This window comes from Microbispora sp. H13382 (assembly GCF_014161445.1).
GTDB lineage: Bacteria > Actinomycetota > Actinomycetes > Streptosporangiales > Streptosporangiaceae > Microbispora.
The window spans coordinates 86,156-103,966 of the sequence record NZ_JABBXA010000016.1 but is presented as its reverse complement, the minus strand read 5'-3'; the positions used below and the strand labels follow the sequence as shown (position 1 = coordinate 103,966).

Below are 17,811 nucleotides of genomic sequence, written 5' to 3'. Positions count from 1 at the left end.
TCATGACCGCATGCGCGCGACCACGCGCGCCGAGGCGTGCCCGTCGTCCCAGGGGCAGTACCTGCGGGCGAAGCGCTCGTAGCGCTCCGCGAACCGTCCGAGGTCGCCGCCGCGCAGCACGTCGAGCACGTCGTCGCCGGTCCTGAGGACCGGCCCGGGGGCCTCGGCCTCGAAGTCGAAGTAGAAGCCGCGCACCTCGTCCCGGTAGCGCTCCAGGTCGTGGGCGAGGAACACCATGGGCCTCCCCGTGCACGCGAAGTCGAACATGGCCGACGAGTAGTCGGTGACGAGCACGTCCGCGGCGGCCAGGAGATCCGCCATGTCTGGAAATTTCGAGACATCGTGGATGCGGTCTCCGGCCGGGATCGTCATGTCCCGCGCCACCAGGTAGTGCGCCCGCACGAGCAGCACGTCGTCGTCGCCCAGCGCCCCGGCCGCCCGGACCGGGTCCAGCGCGAGCCGCCCGGTGGCCTCGTCGTCCCGCCACGTCGGCGCGTACAGGACGACCCGCCGGTCGCCGGTCAGGCCCAGCCGCCGCCGCGCCGCGCGAGCGCGCGCGGGGTCGAAGAGCACGTCGTTGCGCGGGTAACCCGACTCCAGGATCTCCCCCTCGTAGCCGAACGCCCCCCGCAGCGCCGCGGTGGCGAACGGGCTCGGCGACAGCAGCAGGTCCCAGGTCGCCACCTGCCGCGCCAGTTCCTCGCGCGGCACCTGTCGCGCGTACGGCATGCCCTCCAGGTCGAGCCCCAGCCGTTTGAGCGGCGTGCCGTGCCAGGTCTGCACGAACGTCTGTCCCCGCGGCTTGCGGTACCACCCCGGCTGGGTGCGCCGGTTGGCCACGACGAAGCGGCTGGTGCGCAGCGCCTCCTCGTGCTCGCGCGAGCCGAACAGGACCAGGCGCACGCCCGGCGGGACCGCGAACTGCCCGTCCCGGGTGACCCAGACGATCTCCACGTCCGGGTGGCGGCGCGCCAGCTCCTCCGAGACGGCCCGGGGGTTGCACGAGTACTGTCCGCCGCCGTAGCTGTCGAACACCGCCGCGTTCCGCAGGGCCGTGCGTCGCGGCGCCGCCGCCCGCCGCCTGCGCGTCGCGTACGGCCCGCGCTCGTGCGGGCCGAGCGCGGGACGCACCGCGAGGCTCAGGTCGCCGTCGCGGGAGGTGCGGACGGAGACCTCGTGGAACCCGGTGACACGCGGCCGCGGCGGGTCGGCGATCAGCGCCGGGCTCAGGCGCACCAGATCTTCCCTGCCCTCCGGTGACACGGCGAGCACGCGCCAGGTCCCGCTGCGGAGCGGAAGCCCCTCGGCCGTCGCGCCGACGGCGACCGTCCACACCGCCTCGTCCCGGCGGACGGGCCACGCGTGCCGCTCCGTACCGCACTCGAGGACGATCCGGCAGGACGGGCACCGTCCCGTCCCCTCCAGGATCAGCTCGCCGGACTCCGTCCACCGGATCGCGCTCACCCTGCCCGAATCGGGGGCAGGGCCGCCGGGATCGGGACCGGGGCCGCCCGCGGCGCTCGGGCCGAGCGTGAGCCCGCGGTCGCGGGTGAGGCTGACGCGCACGCCCCCGGCGTCGAAAACGCGCTCGCTCGCGCCCCCGGCCGCCCGTCCGGCCCGGGTCACGCCCCGCGCCCGGACCCGCGCGTGCAGCGCCCACCTGCCGGGAGGCAGGGCGTCGAGGGCGACCACGGTCTCGAACCCGGAGTCGTCGTGGCAGGCGGCCGACTGCCGGGAGTCGGCGGTGACGTCGGGCCTGCGGGTCCGCCGTACCGGCAGGGTGAGCCGCTCCTCCCCCCGCTGGAGCCACAGCTCGATCCCGCTGCGCCCGCTGTCCAGATGGGCGATGTACGCGTGGCCGGCCAGGACGAGCCTGTCGTCGGTGTGGCGTACGTCGTCCACACGGGCGACGAGCCGCAGGTCGCGGGTGGCGTCGAACAGCGAGCGTGGAAGCCGGGGGTCGCGCCGGAAGGGGTAGTCGAGATACCAGCGGCGGCGCCGCAGCCCCCGCCGGAGCACGCCCCGGTGCCTGATCTCCGACGCGGCGAACATCCGCAGCTCCGCCAGTTCGCCGGTCATGCCCTGCGCGGCGAAGTGGATCTGGAGCCGCCGCAGGACCGGCAGCCGCTCGACCGCGCCGGGGTCCAGACGGCCCAGGGCCTCGGCGAGCCCGTCCGGAACGCGGTCGCGTACGGCGTCCAGCACCGCTTCGAAGTCGGGCCCCTCGGCCAGCCGCAGGTCGTACGCCGCGCGCAACGCGGGCGCGTGCCGGCCGAGCAGGTCCGACACCTCCAGCGACGCCCGCAGGCGGCACAGGGGATCGGCGGGCGGCCGGGACCCGCGCGTCAGGCAGACCACGCTGCCGAGCACGTCGGCCGAGGTGGACAGCACGTGCGCGGGGATCGTCACCGGGAAGTCCTCGCCCAGTCCCACGGGGAAGGCGAATGCGTGCCGGTTCCAGAACTCCCGGCGGAACACCGTGCCGCCCGCCCGCGGGTCGTCCAGCAGCTTCGGATGCCGGGTGATGTGCGTGCGCAGGAACTCCTTGGCCTTCGGGGCCGTGTCCTGCGCGTTCGGCGTCCAGGTACGGATCCGGCCGCAGGCGAGGTCGGAGCCGGTGTGGTCGAGGGCGCCGACCAGCGCGCGGTAGGCGTCCGCGGGGACGACCGAGCCGGGGTCGGCGAAGGCGAGGTAGCGCCCGGTGGCGAAGGCCGCGCCCGCGTTGCGCGTGACGCCGGGGTCGTCGCCACCGTCGCCGAGCGTGTGGAGCGTGAACCTGTGGTCGGGCGGGCGCAGGCCCCGCGGGCGCCCGACCAGGATCACCTCCAGGTCGTCCAGGGTCTGGTCCCGCAGGGATTCGAGGCACTCCTCGGCGTGCTCCTCCCCGCCGTGCAGGGGGACGACCACCGAGAGGCTGGGAGGCACCGTCACGCCGCCAGGATGCCGACGCGCGGCGGCACGCCACCCGGCCCATCCCCATTGCCTTACCGTCGCTTTGCGGCCTCTTGACCCGCGAGCCGGGCGGGGAGGTCCACCGAGCGGTGGGGAGGAGATCAGGTGTCGAGGAACGTCGTCGTCGTTCTCGGTGCGGACATCACGCCCGGCGACGTACGAGAACTGGTCGAGTCGCTGGGCTGCGAGGCCGGCGAGGGCTCGCCCGATTACTACGACGCGGCCCTCGACCGCGACGGGGGAACCGTCCGGGCGTGGCTCGACCCGGGCCTGCTCCGCTACGAGGATCTCCGGGCCGCGTACGCGTCCGCGCTGGGCCTGCCGCCCCGGTCCGCCCTGGTCCTGGAGATGACCAGCGAGCCCGGGAGCCAGTGGCTCGCGGCCGAGATCGTGCTGGCGGCCGCCGATCGCTGGCCGCTGCTCGTCAGGGACTTCGGCGGTGAGATCCTCACCGTCCAGCGGTTCCACCGGCGGCTGGCGAATCGGCGGACGGGCTTCTTCGACGCCGTGGAATGGCACGACCCGTCCCCCGCCGCGGCGCGCCGCGGCCGGGTCGCCCTCGTGACGATGGCGCTCCCCCATGACGTGACGCCCCGGCACGTCGAACGGCTCGTCCGGTCGCTGGGCGGTCTCGCGGGCCGCGGTGAGGACGCGGACGCGCTTGTCGAACGCGGGCTCGCCCGGGTCTGGGTGCAGCTGGCCGACGCCCGGGCGACCCTGCCCGGCCCCGCCTCGGTCACCCGCGACGTACTCGGCGACGCCCCCTGCACCTGCGTGCTGCTGGAGGTGTTCGAGGCACCGGGATCGCAGGCGCTGGCGGCCGAGCTGGTGGAGGCCGCGGCGGCGCACTGGCCGGTGCTGGTGCGCGGCGTCTCGGGACAGTCGATGACGGTCGACGACGTGCGGGCCAGGATCGCCATGGGCGCCCTCGACGTCTTCGACCCCTGATCGCCGGCAGATCTTCCCAGGCTCGGGAGCGGCCGGTAGATTCCTCGGCCAGACCAAGGGCGGGTCCTTCGAGATCTTCCGGCTCACGGGCCGCCAGGTCGCCGTGCTGTACGACCCGGACGATCCGCGCAAGGCGCGGATGGACACCTCGTCGGGGCGTGGCCGGGCCGGAGCGGTGGGACCGGCGATCGTCGGCTGCGTCTTCCTCGCCATCGGCCTCGTCGCGCTGGTCGCCGCCGTCACCCGACAGCGGCACACGTATCGCGGCGGTCAGCCGAACAGCGCGTCCACCACCCGGCGGGCGGCCTGCCCGTCGGCCAGCGGGCGGTATTGCGCCAGGAACGCGGCGTACGCGTCCCGGTGCTTGTCGGCGACCTCGTCGAGGTGCGCGACCGCGTCGAGCACCTCCCCCTCCCGCAGCAGCGCCGGCCCCGGCGCCTCGGGAAGCAGCCACAGGTCCTGCGGCCGGCCGGCGTGCATGAGCACCGGCCGCCCCGTCACGGCGAAGTCGAACACCGCCGTCACGTCCCCGGCGACCAGGACGTCCGCGGCGAGGTACAGCTCATGCGGGTCCGGATGGCCCGTGACGTCCCGGAGGCGGGCGTCGTCCGGCCCGGGCCGCGAGGGACGGCGGACCAGCAGGACATGGTCCTCCGGGAGCCCGGCCGCCAGGCGCCCGGCGTCGAGTGTGTCGTGCTCCCCCGCGACGTACAGCAGGACGCGGGCGGGCTCCGGCAGGCCGAGGCGGCGCCGCACCTCGGCGGCGCGCTCGCGGGCGCCGGGACCGGTCAGCAGGTCGTCGCACGGCAGGCCGGTCTCCCGCACCTCGCCGTCGAAGCCGAGCGTCCGCCGCAGCAGCGGCGTCCAAAGCGGGCCCGGGGAGACGAGATGGGTCCACTGACCCGCCCCGAAGCCGCCGGGGGCGTCCTTGCCCGTGTACAGGGGGCCCTGCCAGGTCTGCACGACCATCTGGCCGGGCCTGCGCTCGAACCACGGCGGCAGCGGCGCGTCGGTGACGACGTACCGGCACCGGGCGAGGGCCTCGTAGTGCTCCCGTCCCAGCATGCGCACCGGTTCGACGTCGCCCGGCAGGGCGACCTGGCCGTCCCGCACGTTCCACAGCAACGGCAGGTCGATCCCCCTGTGGCGCAGTTCCTCGCAGACGGCCCTCGGGCTGCCGCCGAATCGGGTGCCCGCGCCGCCGTCGAACAGGACGGCGTCCCGCAACGGCCTGTCCCTCATCTGGGGATAGGCCGTCGTGCGCAGCGCCCGCTGCGCCTTCCTGCCGCGCTCGTCGGCGGTCAGGTCGCCGCTCACGGTCAGCAGGGCCCGGCCGGGGCCCGTCGTGACGATCCCGAACGTACGGCGGGCCGTCTGGTGGGCCGCCGGCACGTCCGTGTCGAACTCCAGCGGCAGGTCCGCCCAGCTCCCCCCGGCGGCGCGTGCCCGGATCGACAGGGCGTACCGGCCGCGTGGCAGCGGCAGCGGCCCGGCGGGTGAGCCCACCCGCTCGGGCGTCAGCCGTGCCCGGAAGCGGGTTCCCGCGCCCTCGATCGGCAGCAGCCACTCCCCGCGCCCGGGAACGGGGTTGAGCGCGGTCACCACCAGGGCCGACATCTCGTACGGCACGGCGAGGCCGCCCTCGACGAGCAGCTCGCCGCCCGGCAGCCACTCGGCGAGGTCGGCGTACGCCGCGACGGGCTGGTCCCGCAGGACCAGGCCGCCGGTGCGGTCCCGGAACACGACCATCTCCCGGCCGGCCAGGCCGTAGCGGCCGGTGGGCACGTCCTCGGCGAGGGTCACCGGCGTGACCGTGCCGTCGGCGGCCCGCACCGCGACCTCCCACCAGACCTCGGGCGCGGCGACCTCCGCCGGCACGACCTCCCGGAACTCGGAGGTCCGGCTCGCGGGCAGCAGGTCGCGCAGGTCGACGACGGCCTCGAACGTCCGCCGGTCGACGTGCACGGGACAGGTGCGGGGGACGCCGCCGGGACGCCGGGTGACCTGGAGCAGCGGACTCGGCCCGAGGTCGTTGACGACGTGGCCCACCAGACGCAGGCGGCCGTCTCGCACCTCGTGGGTGACGACCCGGGCGGTCTCCCGCTCGGCCCGGAGCACGAGGTCGCCGGTCTCTCCGAGCAGCGGCGCGACGTAGTGGTCGGGGCCCACGGCGCGGTATCCCGCCTGCTCGGCGATCGAGGCGGCGGCGCGCGGATCGGTCAGCCGCCCGCGCCGCAGGACGCCCCGGTGGAGCACGCGCAGCTCCACGTGCCACCGCCCGAGGCGGCCCGGCCTGGCCAGCGCCTCGGGGTCGATCGCCAGCCGGAAGCCGCCCCAGTCGCGCTCCTTCGACTTCGCGGAGATCCGGGTCCTGATGACCGAGGCCGGCACCCGGACGCGCCGTCCGGTCCGCTCGTGGACGAGGGTGGCGAAGACCTGCTGGTGGACGCGCCGGGTGGGCCGCAGGAACGGCGGTGCGGCGCGGCCCTCCACCACGAGCACGCCGTCCTCCCACCGGACGGCGTCGATCCGGTGGCGCGGGACGAGTTCGTCCCTGGCCCTGGTCACGGCGGCGGGGATCTCGGCGGAACGTGCGAGGGGCACGTTCAGGTGGTGACCGCCCATCCTGCGGACGAGCCGCCGGTCGGGTTCCACCTCCCGGTCCCAGGCGAGGACCTCCAGCAGGTCGGCCTGGCGGCGCAGCCGCACCAGATGCCACTGCAGACGCCGCAGGGCGGGCAGCCCGTCGAGCACGGGGGGCGCCACGTCCTCCAGGTAGAGGCCGGCGAGGTCGAGGAAGCGCTCCCGGAACGCCGGGGGGCCCTGGTCGAGGACGTCGAGGAAGTTCGTGAGGTCGCCGTCGAGGACGGCGTGGTCCCAGGCGTGGATGTGCGCGGTGAAGTGGTGCTCGCTCAGGAAGCGGCGGACCTCGGTGACGGCGGCGAACCGGTCCTCCAGATGCGCCGTCCGCGTCTTGTCCTGCGTGATCGAACGGCCGCCGCCCTCGCGCCGCCGCCACAGGTAGACCGGCGCGGGCAGCACGTCCACGGCCCGCGCCAGGAAGTGGGCGCGCAGGGCCACCGCGATGTCCTCGTACAGCACGCCTTCGGGGAAGGCGAACCCGTGGGCGTCCCAGAACGAGCGGCGCCACAGCTTGTTGGTCACCAGGCGGTCGCGCAGGAGCGTGCGCGTCCGGGTGATGTGGGTCGCCGCGGCGGCGTCGGCGAACACGGCCCGGTGCATGGCCGACTGACGGGCGCCGCGCCCGTCGAGGCGCAGCACGTTGCCCGTGGCGAGGTCCGACCCCGTACGCTCCAGGGACGCCATGAGGTATTCGAGGGCGTGCGCCGGCAGCAGGTCGTCGCTGTCGAGGAACATCACGTAGTCCCCGGTCGCGTGCCGCACCCCCGTGTTGCGTGCCGCGCCGAGCCCCGCGTTGACCTGGCGGACCAGGCGGAACCGGCCGTCCCGCGCCGCGAAGCCGGCGGCGATCCCGGCGCTGCCGTCCGGGGAGCCGTCGTCGACCATGACGACCTCGACGTCCTCCCAGGTCTGCGCGGCGACCGAGGCCAGGCATCCGGCGAGGTACGGTTCCACGTCGTAGATGGGGACGATCACGCTCAGGCGGGGCATGGCTGGTCCTTGCGAGTCGGCGGAACGGCGATCGGAGGTCGGAGGTCGGAGGTCGGCGGCCGGAGGTCGGCGGTCGCTGGGCTCAGGCCGGGCGCACGAGCGCGCGCAGGCGCCTGCGGAGCAGCCGGGCGGTGCGGCGCAGCGGCCTGCGCACCGAGCTCAGCGGTTTGGGCACCGAGCTCAGCGGTTCAGGCACCGAGCGGGCGAGCGGTGAGCGCAGTGATTTCGGCAGCGAGCGAAGGGACTTCGGCACGGAGCGGAGCGATTTCGCCACCGAGCGAAGGGACTTCGGCACGGAGCGGAGCGATTTCGGCACCGAGCGGAGCGATGCAGGCATGCGCGGAGTGCCCGCCGCACGCGGAGCCGTCACCCCACGCGAAGCGCCCGCCTCACGCGGAGCGCCCGTCCACGCGCGGCCGGGCATCGGCGGCACGGTTGCCGCGGCGAGCGCGGCGGGCAGGAATCCCCACGTGGAGCCCGCGTCCCACACCGTGCCGTACATCTCGTGGACCAGGTCGTCGAGGTCGTCCCCCGGCCCGGCGCATCGCCGCGCACGGCTCATCGCGGCGGTGCGCTCCAGCCGGGCGCTGACGACGCGGCCGTCCTTCCGCTCGTCCAGCGCCAGCGAGACGATGCCCAGCCGCTGCCGGTCGGCGTGCTTCACGACCGACCCGATGGTGCCGCGCGAGGGCACCCAGCCCGGCGGGCAGTGGAAACGGAACGGCACGGGGAAGCAGTCGTCCGGCACGGCCTCGCGGAACCGCACGCGCGGCTCGCCCTGGTAGCAGGCGAGCACCAGCCGCAGGTCGAGGGATGGATCGCCGAGCGGGTCCCGGCGCCCGCCGCCGAGCCGCCCCCAGGGCCCGACGACGGTCACCCGCACGTCGGGCAGGCGCCCGGCGAGCACGGCGTCGACGGTGGCCCTGATCTCCTCGAACGACGCGTCCCCCACCTCGACCACGACGTCGACGTACGGCACCAGATAGGAGCGGTGGGGGTGCCTGCGCAGCCAGCGGAAGCTCGGGACGCGCTCGGCGAGGTGGGGCCAGTTGTGCCGCTTCACGTCGGTCTCCCGGCGCATGACGGTGGACCGGCCGAGGTGCCAGCACCGGCTGTGGCGGTCGGGCACGAACACGGCCCCCGCCTGGGCCAGCCGGTAGCCGAGCTCGGTGTCCTCGCCAAGGACCAGCGAGGCGTCCAGCCCTCCGGCGGCGCACAGCAGGCGGGCCGGCAGCGACGCGGTGGCCCCGACCATGACGGAGAAGGCGTTGAACCCGGCCGCCCGCAGGTCGTCGGTCTGGTCCCAGCGCCGCTCGGTCCACTGCGGCGTGGCGTCCTCCTCGGCGTAGAGCTTGTGCACCGCGCCCGCCTCGACGGCCGCGAGCACCTCGCTCGCCGGGACCTCGTCCAGGCCGGGCGCGAACCGCAGATGCCCGAGCACGACCAGGTAGTCGGCCAGGTGGTGCCAGCGCATCTGGGCCTCCACGTGCTCGGGGAACAGCACGAGGTCGGCGTCCAGGTAGAGGATCACCTCCCCCTGCGCCGCCTCGGCCCCCGCCGCGCAGGCGCTCGCCCTGCCCCACGCCCCGCCGCGCGGGCGGACCACCCGCAGCCGCTCCGGCAGCGGCCCGGCCGGCGAGTCGGGCAGCGGCGCCATCGGCCGGTCGCCGTCGTCCACCACCACGACCTCCATGAGGTGGGCCGGGTAGGTCTGCCGGGCCAGGCCGGCCAGCGTGAGCGGCAGCGTGCGCTCCGCGCGGTAGGCGGGGATCACCACGCTCACCGTCCGCGTCGGAGTCCACTCCCCGGGCGCGGGCGGCTCCCCGAGCACCCCGTAGTCGTTGAGCGGGATGCGCACAGCCCCCGTCACGTCCTCACCTCCGCCCGCCATGGGGCACCGTCCTCCATCAGTTCGTTGAAGACCAGCCCGCGCCACTGCTCCTGGTAGGCCGCGAGGAACGACTGCACGGGCTGGCGCCAGGTGTGGCCGTACGCGCTGCGGCGGCGCAGCACGTAGCCGAGACCGTGGGTGCGGTAGACGCGGCCGCCGACGGCCTCTACCGCCTGCAGGAGCTGGCCGTCCACGGTCCTCGCCAGCGGCCGGAATCCACCGGCCGCCTCGAACGCCGCGCGGGTGACCAGCATCGTGCCCCCGGCCACGAGCGGCGCGAACCGCTCGGTGCCGATGCACCTCCTGATCGTCACGTCGAGCGACTCCAGGTAGACGAACTCCGCCGCCGTCCCGACGAGGTCGGCGCCGCTGTAGTGCCGGGCGAGCAGGAGGTCGGCGAGGTGGTCGGGGCCGTACCAGTCGTCGTCGTCCACCTTCGTCAGGTACGACCCGGACGCGGCGGCCGCCATCCGGTTCAGGACCTCGCCGAACGGCGTCGTGGCCGGGGCCTCGATCACGGTGTGCGGCAGCCGCGTGCGGGGGATCGCCGTCTCCCTCGCCGTGAAGCCGTGCAGCCCCACGATCAGCTCGGCGGTCACGCCGCGCTGGCGCTCCATTTGCTCGACCGCGAACGGCACCATCTCCGGGCGGCGCGTGCACAGCAGGATCGAGACCCGCGGCTCCGGCGGCACCGGCAGGCCGGCGGCCAGGGCGAGACCCCGCCAGCGGGCGGCGGCCCCGTGCTCGCGCAGCGCGGCCCTGCGCAGGCGGATGCTCAGCTCCTCACGGCGCAGATCGGACGCGATGGCCTCGCCGGTCACGGTCGCGAGCGCGGCGGCCAGGCGGGGGCCCAGCGCCCGGTCGCGGGCGGGATCGGGTGCGGTGAGCACCGGGATCCCCGCGGCGGCGAGGGCGGCCACGACGCGGGCGACCGCGGTCGCCCGCCCCTCCCCTGCCTGTGGGCCGATCACGGGCACCTCGATCCCGCGCACGTCCCGCAGGCGGGCGACGTCGACGTCCGTGACCCGTCCCGAGGCCGGAAGGCGTACGAGCCTGTCCGCGCCGAGGGTGACGGCGAACCCGTCCCGGTGCGCGGCGAGCGCCGCCATCCCCCGCGAGGGCTGCCGGCGGAACCCGATGGGGTTGACCACGGCCTCGTCCAGCGGCGGCAGCAGGCCGTCCACCACCGGGCCGTCAAGCATCGGACCGTCAAGCACCGGACCGTCAAGCACCGGGCCGTCAAGCATCGGACCGTCAACCAGAGGGCCGTCCGCCTGCGCCCGGCGCAGCGGCAGATCGCAGCCGGGGGCGTCGCGGCGGTCCGGCACCGGCCCGCCGGGCGGCACCAGCGTCACGTTGGGGTCGCCGGGCCGCCAGTCGGCCGTGCCGCCGCCCTCCAGCCCCGCGACGGGAGTGGTCGCCTCGCACGCGCCGAACAGGCCGCGCGCCACGTGGGCCACGACGTCGCCGGCCGGCACGGGCTCGGTGAAGGCGGCGTCCAGGTGCCAGCCGCGCCCGCGGCGGGCGACCCGTATCTCGGCCAGGTGACGCCAGCAGGCGCCCGGCGTGGCGGCCGGCAGGGGCTGAGCCGCCCAGGGCGGCACGTCGGCGACGGCGATCCGCACCCGCGTGGCCGTGGGCAGCAGGCCGCGCAGCGGCACCGCCCTGCGTAGATCGGCAGGGGACCGCACGGCGAGCACGACGCATCCGATCGCACCGGTCCCGCCCGGCGCCCGGCCGACGTCGTCCGCGCTTGGCGGGGCGGGTTCGGCCCCAGGGCTCGCGTCCGCGTCGTCCGCCACCCGCGTGGGAACGGGGACGTCCTCCAGCGGTGTCCAGGGACCGGTGAAGCCCTCGACGAGGCGACCGAGCAGCGCGGGACAGGACTCGAACCCGATCCACGTCCCCCACGCCGAACGGGAGGCGGCTCGCGTCACCCGCCCTCCTCACACTGCCCGGTTCCTCTTCCGACCGGCCCAGCATCGCGAACCCCGCTTGTGACGGGGCCGCCTTAGGCCCTTCCTTGGCCGAAGGTTTAATCGCTTCCCGCCGCAGGTGGACGCGGGTTTTCCCGCGGTACGGAACCGGACTGACGAGGAGGAAGCGCCGCGAAGCACGTTACGATGCCGCGTTATAGATTCCCGAGGAGTATCCCCATGGCTGTACGTCGCCTGATCCCTGTGGCCGTCGCGTGCGCCCTCGCAGCGGCCACCGCCACTCCCGCGCAGGCTCGCGGGACCGATGAGCCGTACTGCGCGACCCACAAGTGCATCGCCCTGACCTTCGACGACGGTCCGGGGCCGTACACCCAGACGTTGCTGAAGACTCTCGCCCAATACAAGGCGAAGGCGACGTTCTTCGTCATCGGGACGGAGGTGAAGAAGCATCCGAAGCTCACTCAGCTGATCGCCAAGTCGGGCCACGAGATCGGCAACCACTCGTGGGACGCCAGGTACCTGACCGAGCTCACGTACGCCCAGATCAACAAGAAGATCGGCGACGCCCAGCGGCTGATCCAGAAGACGACGGGCAAGGCTCCGAAGCTCTTCCGCGCCCCCGGCGGGCTGCGCAACGGCGGAGTGCAGGAGATCACCGCCAAGTTCGGGCTCCTCCAGGTGCCCGGCACGACCGCCACGAAGGACTACATCAAGGACTACCGGCACGTGGACCTTCTCACCGACCGGGCCCTCGACGTGGCCGGCGAGGGCGAGGTCGTGCTGATGCACGAGACCGTCAAGGAGACCGTGCAGTCGATGCCCGAGGTGCTCCAGACGCTGACCGCGGAGGGCTACAGCTTCGTGACGGTGTCCACCCTGCTGGAGGGCCGGGAGCTCACCCCGGGACAGGTATATCCCGACCGGTCGGGGACGGTGACGACGGCCGCCGTCGAATGATCCTGCGGCCCAGCGCCTGGGCCGGCGCCTCCACGAAGCGGTAGGTGAGCCAGCTCAGCGTGAGCAGCGCCACGAGGTAGCCGAGCGCGAGAGCCGTCCGGCCGGTCGGCGCGAGCGACCGCAGGTCGCCGGCGAGCACGTTCAGATACTTGAGCAGCGGGTGGTGCAGCAGGTAGACCGAGTAGCTGATCAGGCCGAGCCAGGTCAGCACGCCGGGGACGCGCCGCCCGCGCAGCGCCATGCCGAGCGCGAACGTCCCGCCGGCGAGGACCATCGTGGTGATCCACACGTCGGGCTGCACCCACCACCATCCCGCCTGCATCGACCACACCGGCGCGGCGGCCCCCAAGGCCGCCGCGACCACGACCGGGCCGAGCCCGGCCGTCCCCCGCTCCCACCGGTACAGCGCCGTCCCCGTGAACATCACCGCGAGGATCGCCGCGCCGAACCACGGCACGAAGCTGCCGAACACGAGCAGCACGAGCGCCATCAGGCCCAGCGCGTACGCCGCGACGGTCCGGAACCGGCCGGTGATCAGGCAGACCAGGCCCGCGACGAACAGCACACCGGTGGCGACGGCGGGCCACGGCCCCGGCAGCAGCGGCGCCGACAGCACCAGCCCGGCACCCACCGCCACGACGCCGAAGGCGATCGCCAGCGTCCCGCTGCGCCGGTGTACGCCGCCCACGAACAGCGCGGTCACCAGCAGGTAGAACACCATCTCGTACGACAGCGTCCACATCGGGTCGGCGAGGGCGCCGGTGTGGACGACGTCGAGCAGCATGCTCACGTGCGCGGCCACGGCCGAGGGGTGCCGGGGCACCTCCTGCCGCACCGGAACCCAGAACGCCATCGCGAGCACGAGGGCGATCACCAGCAGATACAGCGGGTACAACCGGAAGACCCGGCTGACCCAGAACGCCCCGACGTCACCCCTGTTCTCCAGGGACGCGGGGATGATGTACCCGCTGACCAGGAAGAAGACCAGCACGCCGTACATGCCGAGGCTGAACCAGTAGGGGCGCAACGACGGCATCAGCCAGGGCAGCGCGTGCTCGGCGACCACCGCCATCGCGCCGATCCCCCGCAGGGCGTCGAGCCAGGCGAGTCTGGTGGCCTTGGCGCCGGAGCGAGCGGTGACGGGCTGAGTGGCAATCACCGCGATACCCTATCCAGCACGGCCGGGATCAATCCGGTTGATCTAACTCATCGATCCCGGATTACTCCCACTCGATGGTGCCCGGCGGCTTGCTCGTCACGTCGAGGACCACCCGGTTGACCTCGCGGACCTCGTTGGTGATCCGGGTGGAGATGCGCGACAGCACGTCGTACGGCACCCGCGACCAGTCGGCGGTCATGGCGTCCTCGGAGCTCACCGGCCGCAGGACGACGGGGTGGCCGTAGGTGCGGCCGTCACCCTGCACGCCGACCGAGCGGACGTCGGCCAGCAGCACGACCGGGCACTGCCAGATGTCGCGGTCGAGACCGGCGCGGGTGAGCTCCTCGCGGGCGATCGCGTCGGCCTCGCGGAGCAGGTCGAGGCGATCGCGGGTGACCTCGCCGATGATCCGGATGCCGAGACCGGGGCCGGGGAACGGCTGGCGCCAGACCATCGCCGGGGGCAGGCCGAGCTCCTCGCCGGCCCGCCGCACCTCGTCTTTGAAGAGCGTGCGCAGCGGCTCGACCAGCTGGAACTTGAGGTCCTCGGGCAGCCCGCCCACGTTGTGGTGGGACTTGATGTTCGCGGTGCCGGTGCCGCCGCCCGACTCGACCACGTCCGGGTAGAGCGTGCCCTGCACGAGGAAGTCCACCGGCCCGTCGGCGATGATCGCGCGTGCCTCGTCCTCGAAGACCCGGATGAACTCCCGGCCGATGATCTTGCGCTTCTCCTCCGGGTCGGTGACGCCGGACAGCGCCTTGAGGAAGCGCTCCGAGGCGTCCACGACGCGCAGCTTGACGCCGGTCGCCTCGACGAAATCGCGCTCGACCTGCTCGGCCTCGCCCTTGCGTAGCAGGCCGTGGTCGACGAATACGCAGGTCAGCCGGTCACCGATGGCCCGCTGCACGATCGCGGCGGCCACCGCGGAGTCGACGCCGCCCGACAGCCCGCAGATCGCCCGGCCGCCACCGATCTGGGCCCGCACCGCCTCGACGGCGTCCTCGACGATGTTGAGCATGGTCCAGGAGGGACGGCAGCCGGCCGCCTCCAGGAAGTGCTTGAGCACCTGCTGCCCGTGCTCGGAGTGGAGCACCTCGGGGTGGAACTGCACGCCGTACAGGCCGCGGGAGGGGTCCTCCATCGCCGCGACCGGGGTGGCGTCGGTGGAGGCGGTGACGGCGAACCCGGCCGGGGCGCCGACCACGGAGTCGCCGTGCGACATCCAGACGGTCTGCGCCACGGGCAGCCCGGCGAACAGCAGGCCCTCCCTGAGCACCTGGAGCGCGGTCCCGCCGAACTCGGCGGAGTCGGTCCTGGCGACCTCGCCGCCGAGCGCCCGGGCCATGGCCTGGAAGCCGTAGCAGATGCCGAAGGTCGGCACCCCGGTCTCGAACAGGCCGTCCGGGACCGGCGGGGCGCCCACGGCGTACACCGACGACGGGCCGCCGGACAGGATGATCGCCTTCGGCTTCTTCTCCAGCATCTCGTGGACCGGCATGGTCGACGGGACGATCTCGGAGTAGACGTGGCACTCACGCACCCGTCGTGCGATCAGCTGCGCGTACTGCGCGCCGAAGTCCACGACGAGGACCGTGTCGAACTCAGACACTGGAAAGGACCCCCATGAAGGCAGCGAGGCGGTAACGCCAGTCTATCGGCGCGGTGACGCGTCCCGCCCGGCCGTGCCGCGCGGGCGGCCGGGCGGGCGGGCGCGGGTCAGCACCGAGATCTCACTGGAGGCCAGCGCGTCGGAACGCGCCCAGAACGCCGGATCGACGGCGTCGCGCTCCGGCACCTGCTCGATCACCTCGAGGCCGTGCTCCTCCAGCAGGTCCGCCGCCTCCGCCGGGCTCAGGAACGTCTGCCAGGGCTCGCCGCGCTCGGCCAGCAGCGGCATCAGGGTCTCGGCGTACGCCCGGGCGCGCGGGCCGCGCAGGTCCTCGGGCAGCAGATGGTCCACGACGATCTCGCTGCCGAGGGCGAGGCGGCCGAGCCCGGCCAGCGTACGGGCGACGGCCTGACGGGTGAGATACGCGGTGACGCCGAGCCAGCTCACGAACGCGGGCCGGGCGAGATCGAAGCCGTGCGCGGCCAGCCGGTCGACCGCGCGGCCGTCCTCCAGGTCCATGGGGACGTACGTGAGGCGGGGCGGCGCCGGGAGGCCCGCCCGCTTCAACGCCTCCCGTTTCCAGCGCTGGGTGGCCGGGTGGTCCACCTCGAAGACCTCCACCGGCCCCGAGGCCGACCGGCAGGCGTAGGAGTCCAGCCCCGCGCCGAGGATCACGTACTGGCGGACGCCCCGCCGAACGGCGTCGGCCAGGCGCCCCTCGGTGTAGCGGCTCCGGGTGACGACGGCCGCGCGCAGCCCGGCGAGCACGGGATGGTCGCCCATCGCGCGATGAAGGCCCACCAGATCCGCCGCGCACTCCCCGAGCACGGCGTACGCCGGAGGATCGCGGAAGACGACCGGCTCGCCGTCGACGACCAGGTGCGCGGCGCGTGCCGCCGCCGTGTGGAGCGCGGTCCCGCTGGGTCCCTCGGCCTGCACGCGTCGAGCGTAAACCGCCGTGAAGATCTTGACGATAGGGCCGATCGGATGCCGGATCAGGAGGGCGCGGGCTCTGCCGGGGGCGGGGAGCCGGGGGCCGCGCGGTGGATGATCTCCACGATGGGCAGGCGCAGCGCGCCCGGCGCGGACGCCGGGACGACCGGCCGCACGGGCGCGATCGGCGTTTGCCGCGCGTACGGGGAGCCGAGGGCGGGCCGGGGGTCGGGCTCGCCCTTGTTGGGCCACAGCGCCATCGCCCGCTCGGCCTGGGCCGTGATCGTGAGCGAGGGGTTCACGCCGAGGTTGGCCGACACGGCCGAACCGTCCACGATGTGCAGCCCCTCGTATCCGTAGACCCGGTGGTAGGGGTCGATGACGCCGGTCTCGGGCGAGTCGCCGATCGCGCAGCCGCCGAGGAAGTGCGCGGTGGCGGGGATGTCGAACAGGTCGAGCCAGGAGCCGCCCGCAAGGCCGTCGATCTCCTCGGCCGCCAGGCGGACGGCCTCGTGCCCGGCGGGGATCCAGGTCGGGTTCGGCTCGCCGTGGCCCGGGCCCGCCTTCAGCCTGCCGCCCTTCAGCGAGAGCGTGATCGAGTTGTCCTTGGCCTGCATGACGAGGGCGATGATCGTGCGCTCCGACCAGCGGCGGTGGTTGAACAGCCGAGGCACCAGGTGGGGCCGCCGCAACGCCGCGCCGAGGAACTTCAGCCAGCGCGGGACCCGGCCGCCCCCGTCGATCAGCAGCGTGCGCAGCGCGGCGATGGCGTTGGAGCCGTCGCCGTACCGGACCGGCTCGATGTGCGTCTCGGGGTCGGGATGGATCGAGGAGGTGATCGCCACGCCCCGGTTGAGCTTCTCCCCCTTCGCCGTGAGCCGCTCGAAGCCGAGGAGGGCCTCGGAGTTCGTCCGGGTCAGCACGCCCAGCCGGCCCGACAGGCGCGGCAGCGTCGTCGCCCTGAGCCGGTGGAGCAGGTGCTGCGTGCCGTACGTGCCGGCGGCGAAGACCACCTGCCCGGCGGTCAGCGTCCGGGTGCGGCCGAACGGTCCCGTGCGCCTCACCGTGATCTCGTAGCCGCCCTCGATCGGCCGTACGCCGGTCACGGTGGTCTCGGGATGGACCCTCGCCCCGGCCTTCTCCGCCAGATAGAGGTAGTTCTTGATCAGCATGTTCTTGGCGCCGTGGCGGCAGCCGGTCATGCACTCGCCGCACTCGGTGCAGCCCCGGCGGCGCGGCCCCACCCCGCCGAAGTACGGATCGCCGACCTCCACGCCGGGCTCGCCGAAGAACACCCCGACCGGCGCGAGATGGAAGGTGTGGCCGACGCCCATCCGCTCGGCGACCTTCTTCATCACCTCGTCGGCGGCGGTCACCGTCGGGTTCTCCACCACGCCCAGCATCCGCCTGGCCTGGTCGTAGTACGGCGCGAGCTCGGCCTTCCAGTCCGTGATGTGGCGCCACTGCGGGTCGTCGAAGAACGGGTCGAGCGGCTCGTACAGGGTGTTGGCGTAGACGAGCGAGCCGCCCCCGACCCCGGCGCCGGCCATCACCATCACCCCGTTGGGCCCGCGCAGGACGTGGAAGCGCTGGATGCCCTTCAGGCCGAGCGCGGGTGCGAACACGAAGTCCCTGGCCCGCCAGGAGGTCTTGGGGAAGGTCTTCTCGTCGAACCGCCGGCCGGCCTCCAGGACGCCGACCGAGTATCCCTTCTCGGTGAGCCGCAGCGCGGCCACGCTCCCGCCGAATCCCGACCCGATCACCGCGACGTCGTAGTCCAACGCCCCGCCTT

Annotated in this window: 10 protein-coding genes and 1 pseudogene; 3 read left to right on the top strand and 8 right to left on the bottom strand. The window is 74.1% G+C overall.

Translation table 11 applies throughout. The features are described from left to right. Complete coding sequence (locus tag HHX41_RS27640) at positions 1–2,931, bottom strand: CDP-glycerol:glycerophosphate glycerophosphotransferase (protein WP_182908307.1); 2,931 nt, start codon at positions 2,929–2,931, stop codon at positions 1–3. A 126-nt stretch (positions 2,932–3,057) separates the two neighbouring features. Between HHX41_RS27640 and HHX41_RS41990 the strand changes: the two genes are divergently transcribed. Both HHX41_RS41990 and HHX41_RS42400 read left to right on the top strand, forming a co-directional pair. Then, on the top strand, positions 3,058–3,900 hold the full coding sequence (locus HHX41_RS41990; protein WP_182908306.1) for a hypothetical protein: 843 nt from the start codon (positions 3,058–3,060) through the stop codon (positions 3,898–3,900). 10 nt (positions 3,901–3,910) lie between these two features. After that, a pseudogene (locus HHX41_RS42400) lies at positions 3,911–4,120 on the top strand (DUF3592 domain-containing protein); the annotation flags it as partial. 50 nt (positions 4,121–4,170) lie between these two features. Here HHX41_RS42400 and HHX41_RS27625 read toward each other — a convergent pair. The 3 genes from HHX41_RS27625 to HHX41_RS27615 form a co-directional block, all read right to left on the bottom strand. After that, positions 4,171–7,533 carry a glycosyltransferase gene (locus tag HHX41_RS27625; protein ID WP_182908305.1) on the bottom strand — a complete coding sequence of 1,121 codons (3,363 nt, stop codon included), beginning with the start codon at positions 7,531–7,533 and terminating at the stop codon, positions 4,171–4,173. Between the two features lie 82 nt (positions 7,534–7,615). Then, positions 7,616–9,403 carry a glycosyltransferase family 2 protein gene (locus tag HHX41_RS27620; RefSeq protein ID WP_182908304.1) on the bottom strand — a complete coding sequence of 596 codons (1,788 nt, stop codon included), beginning with the start codon at positions 9,401–9,403 and terminating at the stop codon, positions 7,616–7,618. Further along, positions 9,400–11,361 (bottom strand): glycosyltransferase family 2 protein, encoded by a 1,962-nt coding sequence (locus tag HHX41_RS27615; RefSeq protein WP_182908303.1) that lies wholly within the window; start codon positions 11,359–11,361, stop codon positions 9,400–9,402. Before HHX41_RS27615 ends, HHX41_RS27620 begins: the two co-directional genes overlap by 4 nt. Positions 11,362–11,580: 219 nt before the next feature. On the opposite strand from HHX41_RS27615, the gene HHX41_RS27610 reads away from it, so the two are divergent. Next, positions 11,581–12,318 carry a polysaccharide deacetylase family protein gene (locus HHX41_RS27610; RefSeq protein ID WP_182908302.1) on the top strand — a complete coding sequence of 246 codons (738 nt, stop codon included), beginning with the start codon at positions 11,581–11,583 and terminating at the stop codon, positions 12,316–12,318. On the opposite strand, the gene HHX41_RS27605 is transcribed toward HHX41_RS27610, so the two are convergent. The 4 genes from HHX41_RS27605 to HHX41_RS27590 all read right to left on the bottom strand — a co-directional run bounded on the left by HHX41_RS27605 (position 12,257) and on the right by HHX41_RS27590 (position 17,800). Further along, on the bottom strand, positions 12,257–13,477 hold the full coding sequence (locus HHX41_RS27605) for an acyltransferase (protein ID WP_310742202.1): 1,221 nt from the start codon (positions 13,475–13,477) through the stop codon (positions 12,257–12,259). The two genes, HHX41_RS27610 and HHX41_RS27605, sit on opposite strands and share 62 nt — an antisense overlap. Before the next feature lie 61 nt (positions 13,478–13,538). Beyond that, the gene (guaA, locus tag HHX41_RS27600; RefSeq protein WP_182908301.1) at positions 13,539–15,086 is read right to left on the bottom strand and encodes a glutamine-hydrolyzing GMP synthase; all 1,548 of its coding nucleotides are present in this window, start codon (positions 15,084–15,086) and stop codon (positions 13,539–13,541) included. Between the two features lie 42 nt (positions 15,087–15,128). Then, positions 15,129–16,025, bottom strand: coding sequence for a class I SAM-dependent methyltransferase (locus tag HHX41_RS27595; RefSeq protein ID WP_182908300.1), 897 nt, complete (start codon positions 16,023–16,025; stop codon positions 15,129–15,131). A gap of 56 nt (positions 16,026–16,081) precedes the next feature. Beyond that, positions 16,082–17,800, bottom strand: a complete 1,719-nt coding sequence (locus HHX41_RS27590) for a GMC oxidoreductase (protein WP_182908299.1) — start codon at positions 17,798–17,800, stop codon at positions 16,082–16,084. Positions 17,801–17,811: the final 11 nt, after the last annotated feature.

Coding starts and splice junctions, on each gene's coding strand:
- HHX41_RS27610 (WP_182908302.1), top strand. CDS start 11,581: ATGGCTGTACGTCGCCTGATCCCTGTGGCCGTCGCGTGCGCCCTCGCA.
- HHX41_RS27625 (WP_182908305.1), bottom strand. CDS start 7,533: ATGCCCCGCCTGAGCGTGATCGTCCCCATCTACGACGTGGAACCGTAC.